Consider the following 20,996-nt stretch of genomic DNA (forward strand, 5'->3'; position numbering starts at 1 on the left):
ATGAATAGAATTAATTTTTGTTTATTTTAAAAAATAAAATCATTATTCCATCAGCGTAATACGCTCACCTAATATTTTTTTAGCTAATGGGCCTACCACCGGCTTTGGCCCATATTCAAAACCAATAATATGTTTATCTGCATGTAATTTCTCTATACATTGTTGCCAACGGACAGGGTACGATAATTGTTTAACTAATAAATCTATTAATTGCTCCCGATTATTTAATGGATAAAAGTCAGCAGTCACATTAGATAATACAGAGGCTTTCAGTGGAAAAATATCAATACGCTCAAGAAAACCTTTAAATTCTTCTGCAATATTCGCCATTCTTTTTGAGTGGAATGCGCCATTAACCTGCAAAGGGTGATAAATACCTTTCGCATTTAACACCTTTTCTTTAAATTGAGACAATTCAGATTTATCACCTGAAATAATAAATTGTGTGGGTGAATTAAAATTGGCTATCGTTAAATCACGCAATTTAGAATCCGCCAATAAAGATTCTACCTGTTCCAATTTAAGACCAATGACAGCAGCCATAGCACCCTCAGAGCAAAGCGCCATACATCGGCCTCGTTCCTGAACAATAGCTAAAGCAGTCTCGAAACTGAAAGCACCTGCTGCAAACAAAGCACAATATTCACCTAAACTATGGCCCACAAAGATTTCAATGTTTGTACCGTGTTTTTCTAAGCTTTCTAAATAATAAAGAATGTTAATGACAAACAGAGCGGGCTGCGTGAATTCAGTTCTGTTAAGAACGCGGGTTTCACCTTCACACACCTGAACAAGTGAATACCCCAATACCTGTTGTGTGAGCCTCATATGATATTCATATTTATCAAACAGGTTGCGTCCCATACCTTGAAACTGGGCCCCCTGTCCAGGAAACATTGCGACAGTACATGTTTTCATTGTTCACATCCATCCTGTTTTCTAAATGAAGTGTTTATTTTTTTTCCTCAACTTATAAGTGAGTGACATTTCAATACATATACTCAACTCATTTGTTGGTAAATCGTCTTCTGGATCTAAGACTATTGCCCGATTTTTTGAATAAATCAGTTCGGGAAAAAGTGTTCTGAACGTATCGACCAAGGTGGTTTGGCAGTGAAAAAAGATAGCCACATGCGAATGACCGAAACGATCTAACCGGATTGTGGTTCCCGATCCCGTTTCAAGAGTAAGGTAGCTGGGTTGCCCCCATTTCAAAGTCTCAGTAATTAAACCAACTCCTGCCGTTTTTGATGCGACGTCAAATATTAATTCTCTTATCGTCAATAATATTTTTTGATATCGTTCAGGATAATTATTAAATACCGAGTAAACTTCGTTATTTTGAAATTCTTTCATAAGATTGCTACCTTATCGTTAATTTGTGCGTTGTGGCTATCTCACACAACACGGTCTTTGGATTTAAAAACAAACCTTATAATATTACGGTTTCTGGATTTTATCCAAAAGACATGCCACTTTTAGCAATCAATTCCCCACCCATCCCATCTCTTTATAAGAGACATATTTCTTACGTAATTCACTGTCAGGTACAACAACATCGTTTTCAGACATTTTCTTCCCTTCCAGAGTAAGTCTTTCTACTCTTTGGGATTGAACAAATTCATAGAGCGGATTCTGATGCTGATAAGGCATTTCAATCTTCCAACGGGAAGCAATAGCAATGGATACTGGCGGTTGATTATTAATTGCATGCCACCACCAGGGAGGATTAATTAACATATCGCCCGGCTCCAAAGTAATTCGCAGTTTAGGGATACGGTTATAAAGTGGCTGATGTTCTTCTAAATATCTTACCGGCGCATTGTGTTTAACAAATGAACCAACAAAAATCCCTTTATTAAACATGGAGCTATACATAGCTGCGGAATATTTAGGATGAACAAATATCCACTCTTTACGGCCATAAATATTCAAGAAACAGTTAAGTTCATTAGCACAATGATAAACCGCACCTGTGCCAGGGCCACCGATGAAAAGTTGGGCAATCTTATGATATGAGGCAAAATCACCTAAAAAATTATCAATGCGGTCAATACCAATTTGTTGATGCAAAATAGGATATTCATTAAAAATATCACTTAAGTTCTCAAGATATGCCCGGCTGACATCACCATTTAATACTGCATTGATATAATTACGTAGTGATGTTCCATCTTCTTCAAACAGCTTTTCTGTTGTCGAATACCACAGTTGAAAATCGCCAAAGTTATCCCTGAAATACTCTGGCGTCCATAGCTTCCCACAGGGGAAAGATGAAGCAAATCCTTTAATGACAATAGGACGAATATCTTCAGCATAGATCTGAGCCAATTTCTGCCAGGTAAGTTCCCCAACCTCATAAGTTTCTATTTCTGAATACCCGAATTCTAAAGCCGGTAATGCAAACGCCATACTTTGTTCAGCTTGTTTTAACTCGTTCTGAAACAGATCCGGTTTTGAAAAAAAGTTCCTTAGAAAAAAGATACGCTCATATTCCAAACGTTCTTTTTCAGGTAGATCCACGTAATCATAATTTGAATATGATGTTGTCATGATATTTTCCCCTCAAGTATGGAGTGAATAAAATTAGCCGCCTTATTAACGCTCTGATACGGTAAGATATCCTGTACAGAGAGATTAATAAGAAATCGTTTATTTATGTTCACCACTATTTTTACCAAAGTGACAGATTCCAAACCATAACTTGAAAATAAAGTATCTTGATCTAATTCATCCGGGGTCATATACATAGCAATCATAATTTCCCGGCTAAGAAAATCTTTAATTTCTTCGAGCTTCTCCATATCAAAGTCTCCCTTCCGGAAGTTGAGATATGATCTCTTTATACAGCGGGAGTATTTCATCGGCTGCTTTTTCTATTCCCGCGACTGTCAGAAAGTGATTTGTTGATTCATATAGCGACATTAATTTTGACACTATATCGACATTCTGCTCATCCAAGATGCTACCCTGCATTTTATTTTCAGAACACGACAAGCCTAGCATCACAGCTCTTGCCATCATCTCTTTTAGTGCATTGATTACTGAATCTTCAACCTTACCTTCCATAACTTATGTTCTCCATAGTTATTCTCGCATCGTTATTTCTCACTATTAATATGCAATTCTGAAGTCTTTTATTTCTCATTTAGCCCCACATTTTTTCTCTTTGGTACAATATCAATATAAAGCCGTGACGAGCGATCAAATGGGTATTTCGGCCAAAAACTCCGTTTATTCGCGGTAAGTTTCACCCTTTCATTATCTCCTTTTTTCTCTAACCACATACGCAATGCCTCTGGCAATGCTGCCAGCATTACATCATTATCCTGACAGTTCACAGATGTATGTAATCCATCTACGATGTGTCCTGCCAAAAATGCCGCCAATTTATCAAGCAGTTCCTCATAACTGCCGACTTTTACCACTAATCGAACATCTAAATGTTTACGATAAAACCGTAATGTCGATATTAATCGGGATAACCGTGTGATATGGCGATACTGGTGGATTTGTTCTATCACTGAAATCACATACCGTTTTAATGACTCAATATTATTTGCGGACAAGCAGAACCAATGTTCTTTATCTTCAATAAATAGATTTTCAGATTGATCAATAAAAGGTTCTAAAAGTACAAATGCAGAAACCCCACCTAATCCATATGAGAGTAAACCAACTAATCCTCTGGATTCATTAAATGGCTGGCTGGTATTTTTGATATGTAACCGCTTGCTATCAATATTTTCATTAAGCGCATGTAATTCAGAAATGCCCGGTATCTGTTGATGTTTAATCGCCAGTATTGTTCGCACAAATCCTGCAATACCGGAACATACCTCAAAATGACCTACATTCGATTTCATTGAACTGACCACACAGGATGCGTGCTCTGACTGTGATAAAAACGCTGCAATGGCATCTGCTTCACTGAGATCCCCAACATTAGATGCAATACCATGAGCTTCAACATATTGTAGTTTTTCAACATCCGCCTGTGCTTTTCGAAACGCTCTTTCCATAACGTTTACATGAGTAGAAGCATTTGGTGCAGTAAAGGAATCCCCCTGCCCTCCGTGCCAAGTTGCCGCACTTTTTACTTTGACTAATACCTCATCGCCATCTGCAACCGCTAATTTCAGATCCTTTAACAGAATACAACCAACACCTTCGCTGCGAACAAATCCGTGTGCATCTTTATCAAAGGGTTTCACCATACCATCCGTACTCAGCAGGTTTCTTTTTTGCAATGCGTTAAAACGAGAAGGCAATAAATTGATTTGTGCAGCGGCAATAACAGCTTGTTCCACAACACCTGAGTTGATTAATGCTTCAGCTTTTTCAACCGCGGAATAAACACTCGCGCAAGCAACATTAATCGTTTCGCTTGGCCCCTTAAAATCAAACAAATGGGATAGCCGATTGGCGGATAAATAAGGTGTTGATGAACCAATTGAGAACTCATCTATTGATGAATCAAATTCAGCAATTAATGCGTAATCATTAGCATCAATACAAACAAAAACCGCAGTACTTCGTTGATTAAATTGCTCAGGTGAATAGCCCGCATCAGTTATTGCAGACCAGACACTTTCTATCAGTGTTCTATGCTGTGGATCCATCAGCATGGCTTCCCGGCGAGACAGACCAAAAAACTTATGGTCGAAAGCCAGACAGTCCTTTATGAAATATCCCTGTATTTTTTCTCTTTCGATGTCTTTAGTTAATTCATCCGGCAATATCTGCCAGCGAGACTCTGGGTAAATTTCAGGAGCCAGTACTTTCTTGCTAAACAATGGCCAGGCATCGCGCCAGTGTTCAGAACCACACATACGTAAATCAATTCCAATAACACCAACATCCTCTTCATTAATGTCGATTTGTGGAGATGTATGAAGTTCAGGCTTACTCTGTAGATGAAGGTCTTCATTACATGGTTTGTCAGAATATTGACTCAGGTACTCTACCAAAGCATGTATGCTAGGTTTTTTTGCCAAAACCACACTATTTATCATTAATCCCGTTACCTGACTGAGCTCCCGCGAGATCCCCTGCATCGCGATAGAATCTATTCCCATATCGGAGAAACGCGTTTTTAAACCAATATTCTCTGGCTGTAATCCCGTCATATCCGTAATAACCGACAAAATGGTGGAAATCAGCCCTTGCCTGTCTTTCAATATCGATTGACGTGCAAGCCGGTGATTAAGCGCCTCATCGATTTTCTCACCCACACCAGCCACAACACAGAGTTCTGCCGGTTGATGAATAAGTGCATGATTAAAAATCCTGATGCCATCATCGGTTAACAGAGGGTCAGTACCCGTTGTTTCCTGTAACATGGATACCGCTGATTTATTAATTCTCATGCCGCCATCCAACCAGTAAGGCCAGTAGATCACCGTTGTTCGTCCGGCTCGCAACCCTTCTGATTGTTTCTTATTACGATTATGAGCAAACTCGACGAGGTAATGATTAGCTGCTGCATAATCCGTTTGCCCGGGGTTTCCGAACAGAGCAGTTATTGAGGAGAACACAATAAATTGTTTAACAGGAAGCGAACTGGTGAGTTCATCTAACAATTCACATCCAATAATCTTACTTTCAACAATGTTTCTGACATGCTGTTCCGTCTTTAAAAACATACTTCGATCATCAATACTTCCTGCACTGTGTATGATGAGATCAATGTTTTTATATTGAGTGACAATATGTTCAACGACAGCGGTGAGTGCCTGACGATCGCAACAATCTGCCTGAATATATTCAATAGTTCCTTTTTCTGATGCTCTATAATTCACGGGCAATTCATCACACTTTCGACGACCAGTAATCACAACATTTGCATCAAACGTATTTGCTAAATATTTGGCAAATATTTGCCCAAGACCGCCAGCTCCTCCACTGATTAATACTATCGGTTTAAAGCCCAATAGAGATTTAAAACCAAACAGCGCTTCACGTTGTTGTGCTGATTCAGCTGGAAATACACTGACGTGATAGTGTAAGGCTTCTAACAGGAGAGCATTTGATCCTTTTCCATCATTCAAACGCCGACAGAAAGAGCCAGATACCGGTATTTGAAATAGCTTAAGACATTGCTCTATATGTTGTGAAACAGTGACATTATGGAATTGATACCAACCACAAGGGAGACCGAATTCTTTTTCAAGCGATAGTGCATGTGCATAGAGTGTATTTGCCCAGATGTTTTTTCGGTCAGACAATAATATCCACGAACCGGGCCTTGTTAATTCGATGGCTCTGATGAGTTGCCCCAGAAAATGTAAATACCAGCTAATCCAGTCGCTACCTGAGGCATCATTTGGCAAGCAGGGAAGTTCAAAATATCGCTCAGATGAAACATGCTTTCTCAATGCTGAAGATTGATCTTCATCCAACATAGAAAAAATAATTGGCGGCCTGTTTTTCTCATGACTTAGCTCATCATAAAATGATGTAATTGAAGAAAATAGCGGTTCAACTTGGTATAAAGTAGTGTCATTATTCTGCTTTTCATTTTCGATTATTTCCTTTTTTTTCGTTTCAAGCTCATCAGGAAAATAAGTATTATGCTGAAAAGGATAAGGCGGAACATAAGTAATACGGTCATTAGCTGCTGAAAATAAATCTTTTAAGCTATCCCGTTCTCCATTCAACCAGGCAGCCACTTTTTCATATTCTGGATATCCGCTGGCAGGGAATGTTTCAGCAGCTAATCCATTGGCAAAAGAGATAATTTTTCCCAATAGCTCTTGCCGAGTGTGATATATAAAAGCGACACGGTATGGAAGGTTTGTTCTTTTGGCCAAGGTGTAGGCACAATCACTCACTGAGGCTGTAGGCGTGTTCTGAAGAAACGTCGAAATCAACAGGGCATATGCTCTTAATGCCTTATCTGAGAATGCTGAAAATGCAAACAAATGGTGGGTAGATTCTGGCCTAAAGATCTTCTTATCTTGATACTCAGAAATAATCGCATGAGCATTGACACCACCAAACCCAAAACTACTAACACCGAAGCGTCGTATTCCTCCGTTTGATGGCTGCCAGTCACACTCTTTAGTGAGGATACGGAAAGGACTTTCCTCCAAAGCTATTTTGGGGTTTAATTCATTAAAATGAAGCATAGGTAACAGGCGTTTCTTTTGAATAGAAAGTAGCCCTTTAATCAAACCAACCATACCCGAAGCTGATTCAAGGTGTCCAACATTCGCCTTGGAGCCTGATAACACACAATAAGCCGTTCCTAATGTTTCTCCACATTCTTTGGCATGGGCACGGAATGCACGTTTCAATCCATTAACCTCAATCGGATCCCCTTTTGGCGTTCCCGTACCATGAGATTCAACATAGGAAATTGAATTTGCTGAAATATTGGCTTTCTGAAGCGCTTTTCTTATTACATTCGCCTGAGCATAAGCACTGGGGGAAGTGATCGTGGCAACACTACCACCATGATTTACGGCCACAGCATCAATGATGCCATAGATCCGATCATTATCTGCTAACGCCTTTTCAAGCGGTTTTATCAGGAGCATTCCTGCCCCTTCTCCGCGAACATAACCATCCGCTTGTTTATCAAACGTTTTACAACTCCCGGTTCGAGACAACATCCCGGCTTGGGAAAAAGCAACAAAATACGTGTGACTGAACAGGTAACTCACTCCTCCTACAAAAGCAGCTTCACAATCACCAGACTGAATAGATTGCACTGCGTAAGAAAGTGCCACCAAAGAGCTCGAACATGCGGTATCAACAGGGACACTGGGGCCTTTTAGATCCAAATAGAAGGAAATTCTATTGGGAATTAGCGTAGTATAAGTTCCGGTTGAAAGATGCCCTTGAATATTAGTTACTGATTTTTCCAAACGTTCCTTATAATCAAAATTACATACACCAAGAAAAACACCAATATCAGCAGATTTCACATCAGAAACGCCATATCCCGCGTCCTCTAAACATTCAACCGCTAATTCCAAAGAGATGCGCTGCTGCGGATCCATCAATTCGGCTTCACGAGGCGTGATATTAAAATAAGGGGCGTCAAAACGGTCAAAATTTTCTACTAAACCAGCCCAACGACTTAAAGATTTATTTTTTTCAAAATGTGGCGAATAATATTCACTAACCGGCCATCTGGATTCAGGAATTTCAACAACAGCAGATTTTTTTTCTTGATATAATTTCCAAAATGACTCTTGGTTGTAACATCCAGGGAAACGGCAAGATATCCCCACAATCGCAATTTTTTTTCTGTCATGCATGCACGTATCCCTCTTCTGTTCCTTCTCTTTAACCATATGAAAACCCCAGTTACCTATAGAAAACTATAAGCTCTATTTCAAAGAAAAAAGCTCAAAAGTGAGCATATTAAGAAATTATTTATTCATTTCTAAAATGGACTATGAAAATGATTATTTTTGACTTGTGAATTAATAAAATAATATTCTTTCAGTTTTTAAAGATACTTTAAGCAGATCTATTTTAGTCATAAACACCTTTTGGAGATTTTTGGTTGCCTAAACATTTCTCAAATTCAGTGCTGAGATAAATTACCAATTCCTATCTTTTTGATGCTTTTGTCAAAACTCTGGCACAACACAGTCATTTAACTAATAATGTATTCTTAGAAATTGGTATTTTTTCCCGCCATTATTGCCCGTCCTTCTCTTCTTATTGATATAATAAGTTCAATAACACATTATATTAATAAACTTTTTTACATTAAGTTTCACTTTTAACCTGTTTAATGGTAAATACAACCTATTTATCAATAAATGTCCAATCTTTTATCTATTCGAATGTGGAAGATATCGGCATAAATGCTACTTTACGTTGATACGAATTGAAGGATAAAGTCAAATAAACAGTCGATATAATATTTTTTATATTGGGTTAAGTATAATTATTTCGGCGATTTTTTAGCATTATGACTAATACAGTATCTATCGATATTCTATTTTTATAAATACTTCAATAAAAAATATAATAAAGCATCATTTAAGGTGAGAGCATGAATGTTAAAATGAATTATATTCAAACCAAATTGATATAAAAGTTAATAGTTTGCTTTTAATGCAATCAATATAAGGATGGTTTTCATCCTCAATATGTTTGAAAATAAATGCGCTGGAAAAACGCCCACGCTCTCACCCCGGATATAATTTAGCCAAATCAGATATTTTTATCCAAAGATGAATACATTTAAAAAAATCTTTGATAATAACAATTTTGTATGTTGACTTTCTGGGCTACGTTTTAGCACTGAACAATTTTTCAAACTCTATCAATAGAATTATTCTATTGTTTCCCAAGATGAATATAAGAAATAAGTCACCAAATTATTTATTACTCTACTAAATATTCTTCAATTCTTTTCTTATCAACAATCAGAAAGCAATCTTTAGACTCCTTAATGATCCCTTGCCTAAGAAAAACATTCATAAAATATCCGACACGGGATCGGGTTGTACCTACCATATAAGATAGATCCTGATAAGAAATTTTGTTCTTAATAGAAGATACATTATCATTTTTAATTTCTGAGGCCATCCTCATCAAAGAATAGGCTAATCTCTTCTCACTATTAAAGATGACAAAGCTAGAAATTGTCTTCTGGTGTTCTATGATTTTATTTGCCATATAAATTACAAAATGATAAAGGATGACTTTACCTTTTATTTCTTCTAAAAATGAAGAAAAATTTATCTTTTTTATTGCGCAATCAATTAAAGCTGTCGCCGTTTCAGGTATAATGTCCCCAGATAAACCACTTTCACCAAAAAAATCTCCTTCTTTATAAAAACCAATGTTACATGTTCTGCCATCTTCGGTTTGGGTAGAGACTTTAACATGCCCTTTTTCTATAAAATAGAAATTTCCTCTCCCTCCTCCAACATATATATATTCATCTTTGTAAAATCTTATATTCTTAACAGAAGCACTATCGCCACGGATAAAGTCAACAATACTACCATTGAAATTTCCAGCACTATTGCTCATTAGCATTACCCCATTGTTTTAATTAAATAGATAACCCTGGAAAAATCATTATAATTTTAAAAAGCCATACAAAACCTTTAACTTTCCTTTAACTTTCCGTAAACGTAACTCATATTTTTGGGACAGGATGCTCAATATTGAGCATTCCAGCCTTAATAAGCTGACAATCTGCTATTTTTTCCAGAAAAATCTTATTCGCCAAACGAAGCTTGGAGCCATATTAAGAAGGTTATTTCCACAAAATTTCCATTATAAATTCTCTCGCTTGGCGACTTAGTACCTAAAAATCATTTGAGGTGTAAAGTAGATGGGCTATTACAGGAACGGTAGCCGTTTTTGTTCAAAGAAGACGGGCGGGTTCCCCTTAAAACTGGGTTGCCGAGGGAGCCAGTGCTGGTAACGATCACTTCCAAACAGCGATTACGATCTGTCCGAACACACTGCTTTCATTCCTCCATACATACACCCTTGATTTATGGAATCGAGAAAGGCTTTAACATTATCAAATGTTATCATTCGGCTTGCCTGAGTTCGGGCAGACTCTCCTTTTGCGCATTGGTGAGCGAGGTTTTCTTTTATGCTATTTTACTTATCCTATAAAATTTAGTCGCTTATTAACTTCACCTGAAATTGAATTAAAACTAGTCAATTTATGTGAACATAAAAAGGTCTATGTTCAATGAATTTCAAGTTGCGTCGTGGCGGCAAAAGAACGACAAATTCGTCGGGAACGAATTCGCCCAGCCAAAGGCTGGCCTCCGGTGAGAGGCAGAAGCCTCTCATTAATTCCCGGGAGCATAGATAACCGGATGTTTATAAAAACGGTGACCGGAGTGAGTGAGCGCAGCCAACAAAGAGGCGACTTGAAAGACGAAGAGTATATTCATATGAATAAATTGGTCTCTACTAAATGCGGTGACAAAATGAAAAAGGCCACGCCGGAACGCAGCCTTTGATTATTTAAAAATGGTTCTATTCAATAAACCCTAAGTCATCGCGCCTATGTCGTTTCTGTTCCTGATAAAAATTTTCATGTGGACCAAAGTTCAATAGGTATAACTCTAATTTTCCTTCAATCCAGTGATAACCGATCAATGTTAATTGCTTATTCAAGCGAAATTTATGAACACGTAGAAAACTCAAATCTCCTTTCTTCTGTTCACCAATTTCAGGATTATCAATGATCATGTCTATTTCATCTTCTACTACGCTAAGAAGATTTTCAGGTAACTTTGATAATGCTTTAGAAAAACGCCTTGTTTGGTAAATCTCAATTTTGGCGTTTTTTGGTCTTTCTGACATAGGGAGTTACCTTTTGGTTGCCCACTTCGCTCTTTGCCAGTAAAGATTCAAGAATAAAAGCATATGGCAAATCAGGGTTTTCCTCAGCTATCTTGCCGATTTTAGCCCAATATTCTATTTGCTTAGGTACGCTTCTACTTGCAACTTCTGCATGAATCTTCACTTCATTAACGAAGTCATCATCAAGTCGAACACTAGTTGCCATTAGAAAACCTCGCTTTCTACGCATAAACATACTGATTATTGCATTCTTTTGTCTCTTTTTGCATCTATTTATTGCAATAAAGAGTACAAAATGATCTAATCTCCTTCACGGCTGCTGGACTGGATAATATGCACCATAAGGTCAGCTGGCTTTTCACAGGGCTGTTTGCCCGAATAATTTTGAACAGGTGAAAAATACCAGACATCGGGATAAGGCACCTCTGCCGTTACCGAGAACGAACGGCGCAATAAACCGTATTCCTGCCGCAACTCTTCATACTGACGTGACAAGGTAAGGTGAGATTCTACCAATTCATGGTATAGTTTGTTCAACTCCACGTTGGCCTTTTCTTTAATTAATCATGTGATTTTTCATCCAAACGCTTATCAATGATACGGTTCACAATCTCACGCAATTTTTCTACACCAATAAAGCCCACAGCACCACCAAGTGCAGGTGACATACTGCTGGGAATACCAACCAGTTCCAGCGCACTTGAGAATCCCCATGACAACGCCCCGCATAAAAAAGGTTCAGCCCAACGGTTTTTTCGTTCTACACCGTCATAAATCAGACGTCCATAACAGATCATAATAGCCAGCAAGGAGCCGGATATCTGTGGCCAGGCATCTCTCAGGCTATCCATAAGTTCAATCCATAAATCAGGATGTTCTTTCATCATTAGTCCCATAATTGAATAATTGACGTCACAGATATAAAGTTATTTCTGGCGGTTCAATCACGGTTCCGATGATATTGCCCAAATCAGAATCGGTCAGACAGGGATTGATCCAATACTGAGTGACGTTTGTATATATCCATATTAGCCTCAGCATAAAGCAATCACACTGTCATATACTTGTGTCTTGCTCAGTACTAAATCACACAGTCAAATGTTCCTCAACGTGTGCCACAGGTCATTAATTAGTTTCATCGCATTCATTTTTTCGTTGGTTACCACAATGCCAATATCACGGCAGCGTTCTTCGGAACATTTTGCTAGTACCTTGTCCCAACAGTACGCCTATAATAGTAAGAGTACCTCCAATAAACTGAATTAAGTTGAACCTGTTTTCTACAATTATCTGTATTATTAATGCAAAGACAGGTACAAAATTAAAAAATATCGCTGTTTTACCTGCCCCACGAATAGTAATACCTATATTCCAAAATAAATAAGCAAGAAAAGAACCAGCAATACCCATATAAATACTCGCCAAATGGCTCTCAAGTGGAGCTGATAATAATGCAGGAACAGGAGATTCAACAACAATTGTAACTATTACCAATATAATCATGCCAAAAAACATTGTCCAACTTGTGGTTTCAAGTGGAGTTGCTTCTGTAACAAATACACGAATTCCAACGGTGTAAATTGCCCAACTGAGACTCCCTGCAAAAATAATCAATACCCCTTTTTCTATATGAACCGTGCTACCAAAGATCAACTGACCATTGGTAATTACCAATGCCACACCAAGTAAACTAATAATCATTCCAATTGTTCGTATTATTTCAGGAAAACGACGATTAATAATAGCTTCTAAAATATTGGCAGAAACTGGAGTCGTTGCCATTATTAATGCAGCAGTCACAGGATGTCCATGTTGGAGACCAACAAACAATGCTCCATTAAATCCCGAAATACCAATTCCTCCAAGGCAAATAAAAGCCAACCAATTTTTCTTAAACGCCCTGCCATTAATTTTTCTTCTGAACATCATAAAAATGAAAATACATAAGACAGCAAAAACAAAACGTTCACCAGAAGCTGTCCACGGAGGGAGATCTACAAGAGCTATTTTAGTTACCTGAAAGTTTGAACCCCATAAAAATGTCGCAATTAACGTCAGAACAACCGCTATCTGTGGTGTTATTCGTATGTTCATGATTTAACTCTCTTAATTTTTAAAAAGATAACTGGGTTGTTTTTCCTGGAATTATTGTGGCATAGTTCAAAAATGAAATATTTAGACATAAACAGAAAATAATTTTCCAAAAATGGAAATCATAATATGCAATCACTTATTTGGGATGATATTCGAGTATTCCTGGCAGTCGCACAAACTGGAACTATCAGTAATGCATCAACGCTTCTTAATATTGGTATCGCAACGGTATCGCGAAAAATTGAACGGCTTGAAACAATTTTCGGAATGCCTTTATTCCTCCGTCATCAGACAGGTTATCAGTTAACGGAAGATGGAAGAGAACTACTGGAAAAAGCCAAGGCAATGGAAATAGCTGCAAATTCATTTCTGGCTGAGGCTGATATACGTACAAAAATCGCTGGTAAAGTCCGCCTCGCAACAACCGAACTTCTTGCCAATAATTTAATTATTCCTAATCTATCAACCTTACAAAAAAACTACCCAGATCTGACGCTGGAAATCATTACTGATGTACATACTGTAAATCTTCATCGCCGTGATGCTGATTTAGCCCTTCGCCTTGTCAGACCTGAACAAGGTCATGTTACAGTGCGTCAATTAGGTATATTGGGTTTTGGGTTATATGCCAGTGAAAAATATTTTATAAATCATCCGGCTAAGATACCTGAAGGCGTATATGACAACATCCACTTTATCAGTTGGACTGATAAATACCTGCAACTCCCATCATCCAAATGGATAGAGAAAATCCTGAAAGGCCGCCCACTCTCTATAGCTACAACTTCACTTTCAGCCCAAATTGCAGCAGTAAAAGCAGGTTTAGGATTAGCAATACTGCCCCACTTTATTGCCAACACTACAGATTTTATTTGTGTTTCACAGCAACCGGAGTTAGAACAACCTCTTTGGCTTGTTATTCAGGCAGATTTGGCACACTCTCCCAGGATAAGGAAAATCGCGGATTTTCTAACAGATGTTGTTTCTCAAAATCGAAAGCAACTCTCCGGGTAAATTAAAATTACGAAAAAAGATAAAGAAATCAAATTATCTTTAACAATACATACATTACATAAACATACCCCTCTTTCTTGTCCGCGAACCCCCTTTTACTATTTGTCTATAATATTTACTACAAAGTGATTGTAGTAAATATTATATAGTTAATTAATTCTACTGTTATAGTAAAATTTACAATAATCACTATATAAAAATAATTTCATGCCAATTTATGGACAATATTCTTATTGCAAAAGAAAAATATTTAACATAGATTACTCCGAAAGTGACATTGATGTCTTTTTCAATGGCAATAAAATGAAAGCACAGAAAAAGCATCAATATATTTTAGAACAAGCATACAAAGTCTTTATCGAGTTGCCAGATATGAATTTATGATCCAGGAATCACAGACAAACAATAGTAATATTGCATGTGAAACATATGAATTCAATGTAAAAATCATTCTTAAATTAACTGATTTTGACCAAAAACAGGCAGAAAAAACTTTCCTCATATTAGATCAAGCCCATACGACTTTGGATACATCGATACGCAAAGTAATGTTATTACTGAATAATCCAATAGTATTTAAGCAAAAAATTCTCTTTTTAGGGGATGATGATTTAACATCTTTAGCTTTAATGATGGCATCTAAAAAACTAGGCCATTATTGCAAAAATAATATTTATGTCAAAGATATAGATAAAGAACTATTGGAGTTCATTAGAGAGGTATCAAAAGAAAATAATTTTATCATTAATACAGAATTCGTAGATCTGAAGCACTCTAATAAATATGCTAAATCCTTTGATGTTATCTTGACAGATCCACCATATACTTTCGATGGATTAAAATTATTTTTATCATAGAGATGAAAAATTGCGAAACAGATAAATTAAAGTCTGTGTCAGCTATCGAAACCATGATGATTGATATTGCTCATAAATGTGAATTCAACATTATCAACTGCCATTTTCATCAATCCAAACTCAGGGGAGTTAGTGGTGCTGTGATATTAACAGAGTCACATTTTACTATGCATACCTGGCCTGAATATAACTATGCAGCCCTTGATTTACTAATATGTAGTGATTTTGAGCATCATGAAACTCTTATGAAACAGCTACAAAGCCAATTAAATTCATAAGAATATGAGTGGAAAATATTACAACGAGGTTTTTAATTATCGGATAAATTTAACAATCCACTAATACCCTCCCTGGTATTAGTAAATTATTTCAATGATGAGGAAAATACATGGTTATATCCAGTTGATTTTACTAATATTTTTATAATTCATGTCTGGCAGATAGGTCCATCTGACCAAACATGACTAAAATTTGATTTATTATCGAAATAAAAATCTGGTTATGACATAAATGAAAGAATAAAAAGCAGTTTTATTTAGTATTTTAAGATTTAATAAAATATTATAATATCCGATTATTTATTAGGGACATTGCCATAACATCACAATATTGACCATTTTTAAAGGCAGCTTTACGTTGAATGCCTTCCATTTCAAAACCAAATTTAGTGTACAGCTCTATCACTTTCTCATTATCAGTGAATACTTCCAATTCAATCCTAGTACAAGCAAGCCAATTGAAAGCATAGTCAATGGCAAATTTCATCATCTTTGAGCGAATACCTCTACCTGAATAGCCAGCATCAATACCGATACCAATGCCTACAACATGTCTGCGTCTTGGATTAACGTAAGTAAATAATCCTATTGTACCTACTACCTTGCCATCTATTATTTAAATATAGTTATTTTTACTGAATCCATTACTTTTTGAGGTGGCCTATGAAGCAAGAAAACTCAACTATTTTTTCATTGATAAAAAATCTTGAAATGAGCCTGCATAGAGAAAAAAGAAATGATAATAACTGGGTAAATACCATCTTACATGATGATTTTTTGGAAATAGGAAAGTCAGGTTATGTTTATACTAAAAAAATTGTTGAGGATGCATTAAAAGAAGAAAGAAATACTATTTCACAGATTTTTTCAAAAAACTTTAATATGCAGAATTTGGATAAAAATATTGTACTTCTTACTTATCAATCTTATGAAATGGATAAGTCAGGACATCCACATAACAAAGTCCTGCGTTCATCCATTTGGCAGTTATCGGCATCTGGTACATGGCAACTAAGATTCCACCAAGGGACAAAAATGGCAGACTGACCATACAAGCTATCTGTCACAAAGCTGTAGTAAAAAGCAGGTTATTTAGGAATGATAAAAAATGGCCCTACATCGGGGCCATTTTTTATACAGAGTGATTATTCAACAATTAAATACGGACTCTGCGCCTTTTCACAACCTGAAACCCAATCATTAAAATAATAAACCAGGCTGGTGTAACAATCAGTGCCTGCCCGGTATCAGGCTGCAAAGACAGCAATACCAAAACAGAAGCAAAGAAGGCTAAGCACACCCATGACATAACAATACCGAATGGCATTTTATAAATAGATGCTTTATGCAACTCAGGGCGGCGTTTCCGATAAGCCAGATAGGAACACAAAATCATGCTCCAGATGAACATAAACAGAATGGCAGATACTGTCGTTACCAATGTAAAGACACGCATTACATCGGGGATAAAATAGATCAAAATGACGCCACAGGAGAGGCATAAACACGTAAATATCAAACCCGATGCAGGCACCGAGCGCCGGGAAAGACGGCTGAACTGTTTTGGTGCATCCCCTTCTTTTGCCAAACCAAATAACATCCGGCTAGTGGAGAAAACCCCACTGTTTGCCGAGGAAGCAGCAGAAGTCAGAACCACAAAATTCACAATACTGGCTGCTGCCGGTAATCCAATCAGAACGAATAATTCCACAAATGGGCTTTTATCTGCCACAATCGCGCGCCACGGTGTAACCGACATAATAACAGTCAAGGCTAACACGTAAAATGTGATAATTCGGATCGGAATGGCATTAATTGCTTTTGGCAGGGATTGCATTGGATTTTTGGTTTCCGCAGCAGCGGTTCCTACCAATTCAATTCCAACAAAAGCAAATATAGCGATTTGAAAGCCCGCAAAGAAACCACTCAGCCCCATTGGAAACATACCTCCGTCATTCCAAACGTTGGTAAGGGAGGCAATGTGCCCCGCAGGTGATTGGAAATGGATGCCAATCAGTACTCCCCCTGTCACAATCAGGGCAACAATGGCAACAATCTTAATCATCGCAAACCAAAACTCCAATTCTCCGAACAATTTTACTGTCGCGAGATTCAGAGTCAGCAATACCAAAACACATAGAAGTGAAGTGGCCCACTCAGGAAAATCAGGTGTCCAATATCCGACATAAGAGGTAATAGCGACAACATCAGCGATACCGGTAATCACCCAGCAGAACCAATAAGTCCAGCCTACAAAAAAACCGGCCCATGGCCCAAGTAGATCTGTGGCAAAGTCACTGAATGACTTATAATGCAAGTTGGAAAGTAATAACTCTCCCATTGCACGCATCACAAAAAACAGCATAAATCCAATGATCATATAGACAAAAATGATCGATGGCCCCGCCAGAGAGATAGTTTTACCTGATCCCATAAACAGACCAGTTCCGATAGCTCCTCCAATAGCAATAAGCTGTATATGTCGGTTAGTCAGACTTCGCTGAAGGTGCGAGCCCTCAGTTTCAGGTGGGTGTGTGAGTTGTATTTTTTCTTCCATAGTTGTATCCAGTTTATTCTCACAGCATGACCTCAATAGCAGCAAGCTGTGTTTAAGGAGCCATTGTGACATAGACAACTACAGTATTAACAGAAGGAATTTACACGAAAAACCAATAGGTTGTATTTTACGCTACTCACAAAATTAGATGTTGTATTTATTTTATTCATTTACTGAAAGTGTATATAGAGATAGAACATTGACTAATTAATTGCCAGGGGACGATAATCAATATATTGGGTCGTTAGCTCAGTTGGTAGAGCAGTTGACTCTTAGACCCACCAGAATTATCAAGGAATTGCGTTAATTTTGTGAGTCCTTTGTTTTTTCTAGGATACCTCTAGGGAGTAATAGAAAGTATAAATGATTAACTTTTTTCCATTAAATGACTTACGGCGCTGCTGTTGCTCTTCACTTAATACCACAACTACAGACAAAGTAAGGACAAAGCAGCTTGTCCCTAATACCGACAGAAGGTGGGAGAGTTATTTTGAGTAGAAAATAACAAAAGGGGCGTTAAAAACCGCCCCAATGAAGTGCCTCGAAAATTAGGTATCTAGCAAATGCAATTTTTTTATTCTAATCTATACCATCCCATCAGAATAATATAACTATTGGTAATATTGATTACTTCCCTATACCCAGTACTTGATGTTGTTCCAGAAACAGTATGGTTATGGGCACCAATATTTACAGAATGAGAATGATTGCCCTGAGTATCTGTATATGCAACTTTATAATTATCTGTATATTTAGCTCCGATAATTGATACTCCTTTCTGAACATATCCACCCCATATAGGTTCCCGACTTTGATCATATGATAATGCCGTAGCATGCTGATGATCACCCGCAACACTGGTTGATTTTATTCCATAATCAAATGAATCTGTTGTAGCTGAAAATGAGTGATTATGAGGAGGCAGTTGTGAAGCTTTCAATGTGATAGTGTCATTTCCTCCTATTGATAAAATGTCGGAACCATCTAAAGCTCCTAGTCTGATAGTTTTATTTTCGCCAATATATTCCCAGACTGTGTCAGGGAATAGGATGTTTGGATTTTTACTTTGAGCAAAAAATGTAACAATCCCAACAGGATATAATATATCAATGGTTACAGCATGTTTTTCCCGTTCTAACGCTAATTCATCTTCAGTTAACGTTTTTATTGTGCGCTTCTTATTTTGAATGCTCATATTGATTCCTCATGTATTAACAACGTACATTGCTAGTTAATTAAGCCAAAGAGGTTTAATTGAAAATATCTTTGGCAATATGAGGCGGTAGAATACTTCTCCGCCTGTGAACATCAATAAAATCAGTTCATCAATACTGGAGAGTACGGCTTGGATAAATTCAGCTGGTTAATATTTGGTAAATTGTATGCTTTGATGGCAGAATGGCACAAAATAACAAATAGTAAATAATAAAATTTATCAAATAACTGATAACACTTGGTGCTATAAAAATGAGATATTCCATAAAGATGGTTGAAATAGCGACCATCATAGTTCATTGATTATTAATAATTTCTTCTCATTGATAGAAGCAAGTAAAGTCCATTAATTAACTAAACGCTGTCAAAGTTAGCCAATCGCTGCTGTTGTTTATCACTCAAAGTAAACGCAAATTCTTCATGCTCAATCTGCCATGTACCAAACTCTTAACCGTTAACAAAAGTCATTTAATAAAAAATCTTACCTCAAGTAAATTTATACCATCGTTTCTTCTGCAAAAAGGATAAAGTACATAATTGACAATTAAATAAATTGGCTAAATATCCGAGGTGATTATGGAAAATATTTCTTCTCAGGAATTAAAGCAAAGAAATACTATCAAAAAAGATAAAATAAAATCAGGTAATATACAGGTACAGGATGTCATTAATATAGATAAAATATTAGAAGATGTGAAGCGATTTAATTTAAACACCGTAAATGTTCCTGTTGAAATAGATATTCCAGAGGTAACATCTTCTAAATTTACTGTGAACCAATATCAAAAACAGCATGCTATTAATCTGATTAAAGAATTATTAAAGCATGATATAAAAATTATCGTTGAACCGTTCCCATTCATCCAGCAAGGTTCCATCGGTGAAACGGAATGGAACCCAAACGATATTAATGAATTTTTCTGGAATTGGAAAACAGTTGTATTACAAGATATTTTTGATTCAATAACTAATAAATATAATATTTATGGATTAAAAATTGCTTCTAATTTTATTCATATGGAGTATGCAGAAGGGTATTGGAATGATGTTATCGATTTTACCCGTAAGCAATATGATGGTAACGTTATATATCAGATGAATTCGTGGATAACGGCGGTTTGGGATCCTTCCTATGAAGCTAAATTTATACAGAGGATAAACCGGCCTTATTTAAAGAAAGTGGATTTTGTTGGCATCGACTGCTGGTTTGAACTTTCAGACAAGAAAATTCCATCTTATGAAGAAGTAATAGAATGTTTGTTTTCAACGACTATTTATAGTCGTGCTCAAGAAGTTATCTACCAAATTGAACGGTTACATCGTTCAACTAAAAAATCGGTATATTTTGGTGGGTTTAATATTCCTGCATGTGAATATGGACTGCGAACTCCGTGGAATCCTCATACATCAGATACATTCTCAGCAGAAATACAAATTAATGGATGGCGTGCTTATAGAGAAATAATGGAGCCAAAATCCTATTTTAAAGGTTTCTCCATATGGTTTATTGGATCTTGTGATAAAAAACATCCATATCAAATCCATAGTAAAGAAGCGGAAATAATTATTAATGAGTGGTACAAGGAATAGTTTTAGTTATTCGACATTAAAATATAATGGTTAAAGAAAATACCGTAGTTTAAAAAATATGGGTAGTTTAAGAAAAATAAGTAG

Annotated in this window: 21 protein-coding genes; 6 read left to right on the forward strand and 15 right to left on the reverse strand. The window is 36.8% G+C overall.

What is annotated here, in order from left to right; genetic code table 11:
• Positions 1 to 42 precede the first annotated feature (42 nt).
• The 7 genes from HGO23_RS11575 to HGO23_RS11605 all read right to left on the reverse strand — a co-directional run bounded on the left by HGO23_RS11575 (position 43) and on the right by HGO23_RS11605 (position 10,005).
• Positions 43 to 918 (reverse strand): ACP S-malonyltransferase, encoded by an 876-nt coding sequence (locus tag HGO23_RS11575; RefSeq protein ID WP_099135668.1) that lies wholly within the window; start codon positions 916 to 918, stop codon positions 43 to 45.
• Between the two features lie 21 nt (positions 919 to 939).
• Complete coding sequence (locus HGO23_RS11580) at positions 940 to 1,356, reverse strand: DUF1801 domain-containing protein (RefSeq protein ID WP_099135669.1); 417 nt, start codon at positions 1,354 to 1,356, stop codon at positions 940 to 942.
• A gap of 129 nt (positions 1,357 to 1,485) precedes the next feature.
• Positions 1,486 to 2,553: a cupin-like domain-containing protein gene (locus tag HGO23_RS11585; RefSeq protein WP_099135670.1), complete on the reverse strand. Its 1,068-nt coding sequence runs from the start codon at positions 2,551 to 2,553 to the stop codon at positions 1,486 to 1,488.
• Positions 2,550 to 2,804, reverse strand: coding sequence for an acyl carrier protein (locus HGO23_RS11590; protein ID WP_209026714.1), 255 nt, complete (start codon positions 2,802 to 2,804; stop codon positions 2,550 to 2,552). The genes HGO23_RS11585 and HGO23_RS11590 overlap by 4 nt, the downstream gene beginning before the upstream one ends.
• 1 nt (position 2,805) lies before the next feature.
• Entirely contained in the window at positions 2,806 to 3,069 is a 264-nt protein-coding gene (locus HGO23_RS11595) for a hypothetical protein (RefSeq protein WP_169923043.1), read from the reverse strand.
• 68 nt (positions 3,070 to 3,137) lie between these two features.
• Positions 3,138 to 8,267 (reverse strand): SDR family NAD(P)-dependent oxidoreductase, encoded by a 5,130-nt coding sequence (locus HGO23_RS11600; RefSeq protein WP_209026715.1) that lies wholly within the window; start codon positions 8,265 to 8,267, stop codon positions 3,138 to 3,140.
• 1,084 nt (positions 8,268 to 9,351) lie between these two features.
• Positions 9,352 to 10,005: a Crp/Fnr family transcriptional regulator gene (locus tag HGO23_RS11605; protein ID WP_209026716.1), complete on the reverse strand. Its 654-nt coding sequence runs from the start codon at positions 10,003 to 10,005 to the stop codon at positions 9,352 to 9,354.
• A gap of 833 nt (positions 10,006 to 10,838) precedes the next feature.
• Between HGO23_RS11605 and HGO23_RS19945 the strand changes: the two genes are divergently transcribed.
• Positions 10,839 to 10,961 carry a hypothetical protein gene (locus tag HGO23_RS19945; protein ID WP_280529519.1) on the forward strand — a complete coding sequence of 41 codons (123 nt, stop codon included), beginning with the start codon at positions 10,839 to 10,841 and terminating at the stop codon, positions 10,959 to 10,961.
• A 16-nt stretch (positions 10,962 to 10,977) separates the two neighbouring features.
• Here HGO23_RS19945 and HGO23_RS11610 read toward each other — a convergent pair whose 3' ends face one another.
• The 5 genes from HGO23_RS11610 to HGO23_RS11630 form a co-directional block, all read right to left on the reverse strand.
• Positions 10,978 to 11,307 (reverse strand): type II toxin-antitoxin system RelE/ParE family toxin, encoded by a 330-nt coding sequence (locus HGO23_RS11610; protein ID WP_099135674.1) that lies wholly within the window; start codon positions 11,305 to 11,307, stop codon positions 10,978 to 10,980.
• Positions 11,276 to 11,512: a TA system antitoxin ParD family protein gene (locus HGO23_RS11615; RefSeq protein ID WP_099135675.1), complete on the reverse strand. Its 237-nt coding sequence runs from the start codon at positions 11,510 to 11,512 to the stop codon at positions 11,276 to 11,278. The genes HGO23_RS11610 and HGO23_RS11615 overlap by 32 nt, the downstream gene beginning before the upstream one ends.
• A 95-nt stretch (positions 11,513 to 11,607) precedes the next feature.
• On the reverse strand, positions 11,608 to 11,850 hold the full coding sequence (locus HGO23_RS11620) for a site-specific DNA-methyltransferase (protein ID WP_244589888.1): 243 nt from the start codon (positions 11,848 to 11,850) through the stop codon (positions 11,608 to 11,610).
• A gap of 17 nt (positions 11,851 to 11,867) precedes the next feature.
• Positions 11,868 to 12,191, reverse strand: a complete 324-nt coding sequence (locus HGO23_RS11625) for a phage holin, lambda family (protein WP_209028772.1) — start codon at positions 12,189 to 12,191, stop codon at positions 11,868 to 11,870.
• 292 nt (positions 12,192 to 12,483) lie between these two features.
• Complete coding sequence (locus HGO23_RS11630; protein WP_244967792.1) at positions 12,484 to 13,401, reverse strand: DMT family transporter; 918 nt, start codon at positions 13,399 to 13,401, stop codon at positions 12,484 to 12,486.
• Between the two features lie 126 nt (positions 13,402 to 13,527).
• On the opposite strand from HGO23_RS11630, the gene HGO23_RS11635 reads away from it, so the two are divergent.
• From HGO23_RS11635 to speD, 3 genes are all read left to right on the forward strand, one after another.
• The gene (locus HGO23_RS11635; RefSeq protein ID WP_209026717.1) at positions 13,528 to 14,415 is read left to right on the forward strand and encodes a LysR family transcriptional regulator; all 888 of its coding nucleotides are present in this window, start codon (positions 13,528 to 13,530) and stop codon (positions 14,413 to 14,415) included.
• Positions 14,416 to 14,795: 380 nt separating this feature from the next.
• Positions 14,796 to 15,272, forward strand: a complete 477-nt coding sequence (locus tag HGO23_RS19665) for a bis-aminopropyl spermidine synthase family protein (RefSeq protein ID WP_244967793.1) — start codon at positions 14,796 to 14,798, stop codon at positions 15,270 to 15,272.
• A gap of 2 nt (positions 15,273 to 15,274) precedes the next feature.
• A complete protein-coding gene (speD, locus tag HGO23_RS19670; RefSeq protein WP_244967794.1) occupies positions 15,275 to 15,550 on the forward strand; it encodes an adenosylmethionine decarboxylase in 276 nt (91 codons plus the stop codon).
• A gap of 283 nt (positions 15,551 to 15,833) precedes the next feature.
• On the opposite strand, the gene HGO23_RS11645 is transcribed toward speD, so the two are convergent.
• A complete protein-coding gene (locus HGO23_RS11645; RefSeq protein ID WP_339353682.1) occupies positions 15,834 to 16,166 on the reverse strand; it encodes a GNAT family N-acetyltransferase in 333 nt (110 codons plus the stop codon).
• A 47-nt stretch (positions 16,167 to 16,213) separates the two neighbouring features.
• On the opposite strand from HGO23_RS11645, the gene HGO23_RS11650 reads away from it, so the two are divergent.
• Positions 16,214 to 16,597, forward strand: coding sequence for a nuclear transport factor 2 family protein (locus HGO23_RS11650; RefSeq protein WP_099135680.1), 384 nt, complete (start codon positions 16,214 to 16,216; stop codon positions 16,595 to 16,597).
• Positions 16,598 to 16,706: 109 nt separating this feature from the next.
• Here the strand turns inward: HGO23_RS11650 and cycA are convergent, their stop codons facing one another.
• Together cycA and HGO23_RS11660 are read right to left on the reverse strand one after the other, a co-directional pair.
• Positions 16,707 to 18,107, reverse strand: a complete 1,401-nt coding sequence (cycA, locus tag HGO23_RS11655) for a D-serine/D-alanine/glycine transporter (protein ID WP_209026718.1) — start codon at positions 18,105 to 18,107, stop codon at positions 16,707 to 16,709.
• A gap of 574 nt (positions 18,108 to 18,681) precedes the next feature.
• Entirely contained in the window at positions 18,682 to 19,302 is a 621-nt protein-coding gene (locus tag HGO23_RS11660) for a phage baseplate protein (protein WP_244589890.1), read from the reverse strand.
• Positions 19,303 to 19,898: 596 nt separating this feature from the next.
• Between HGO23_RS11660 and HGO23_RS11665 the strand changes: the two genes are divergently transcribed.
• Complete coding sequence (locus HGO23_RS11665) at positions 19,899 to 20,912, forward strand: glycoside hydrolase family 113 (protein WP_209026719.1); 1,014 nt, start codon at positions 19,899 to 19,901, stop codon at positions 20,910 to 20,912.
• The last annotated feature ends 84 nt before the right edge of the window (positions 20,913 to 20,996 follow it).

Origin of the sequence: Xenorhabdus budapestensis (genome assembly GCF_017743015.1) — a bacterium.
Lineage (GTDB): Bacteria > Pseudomonadota > Gammaproteobacteria > Enterobacterales > Enterobacteriaceae > Xenorhabdus > Xenorhabdus budapestensis.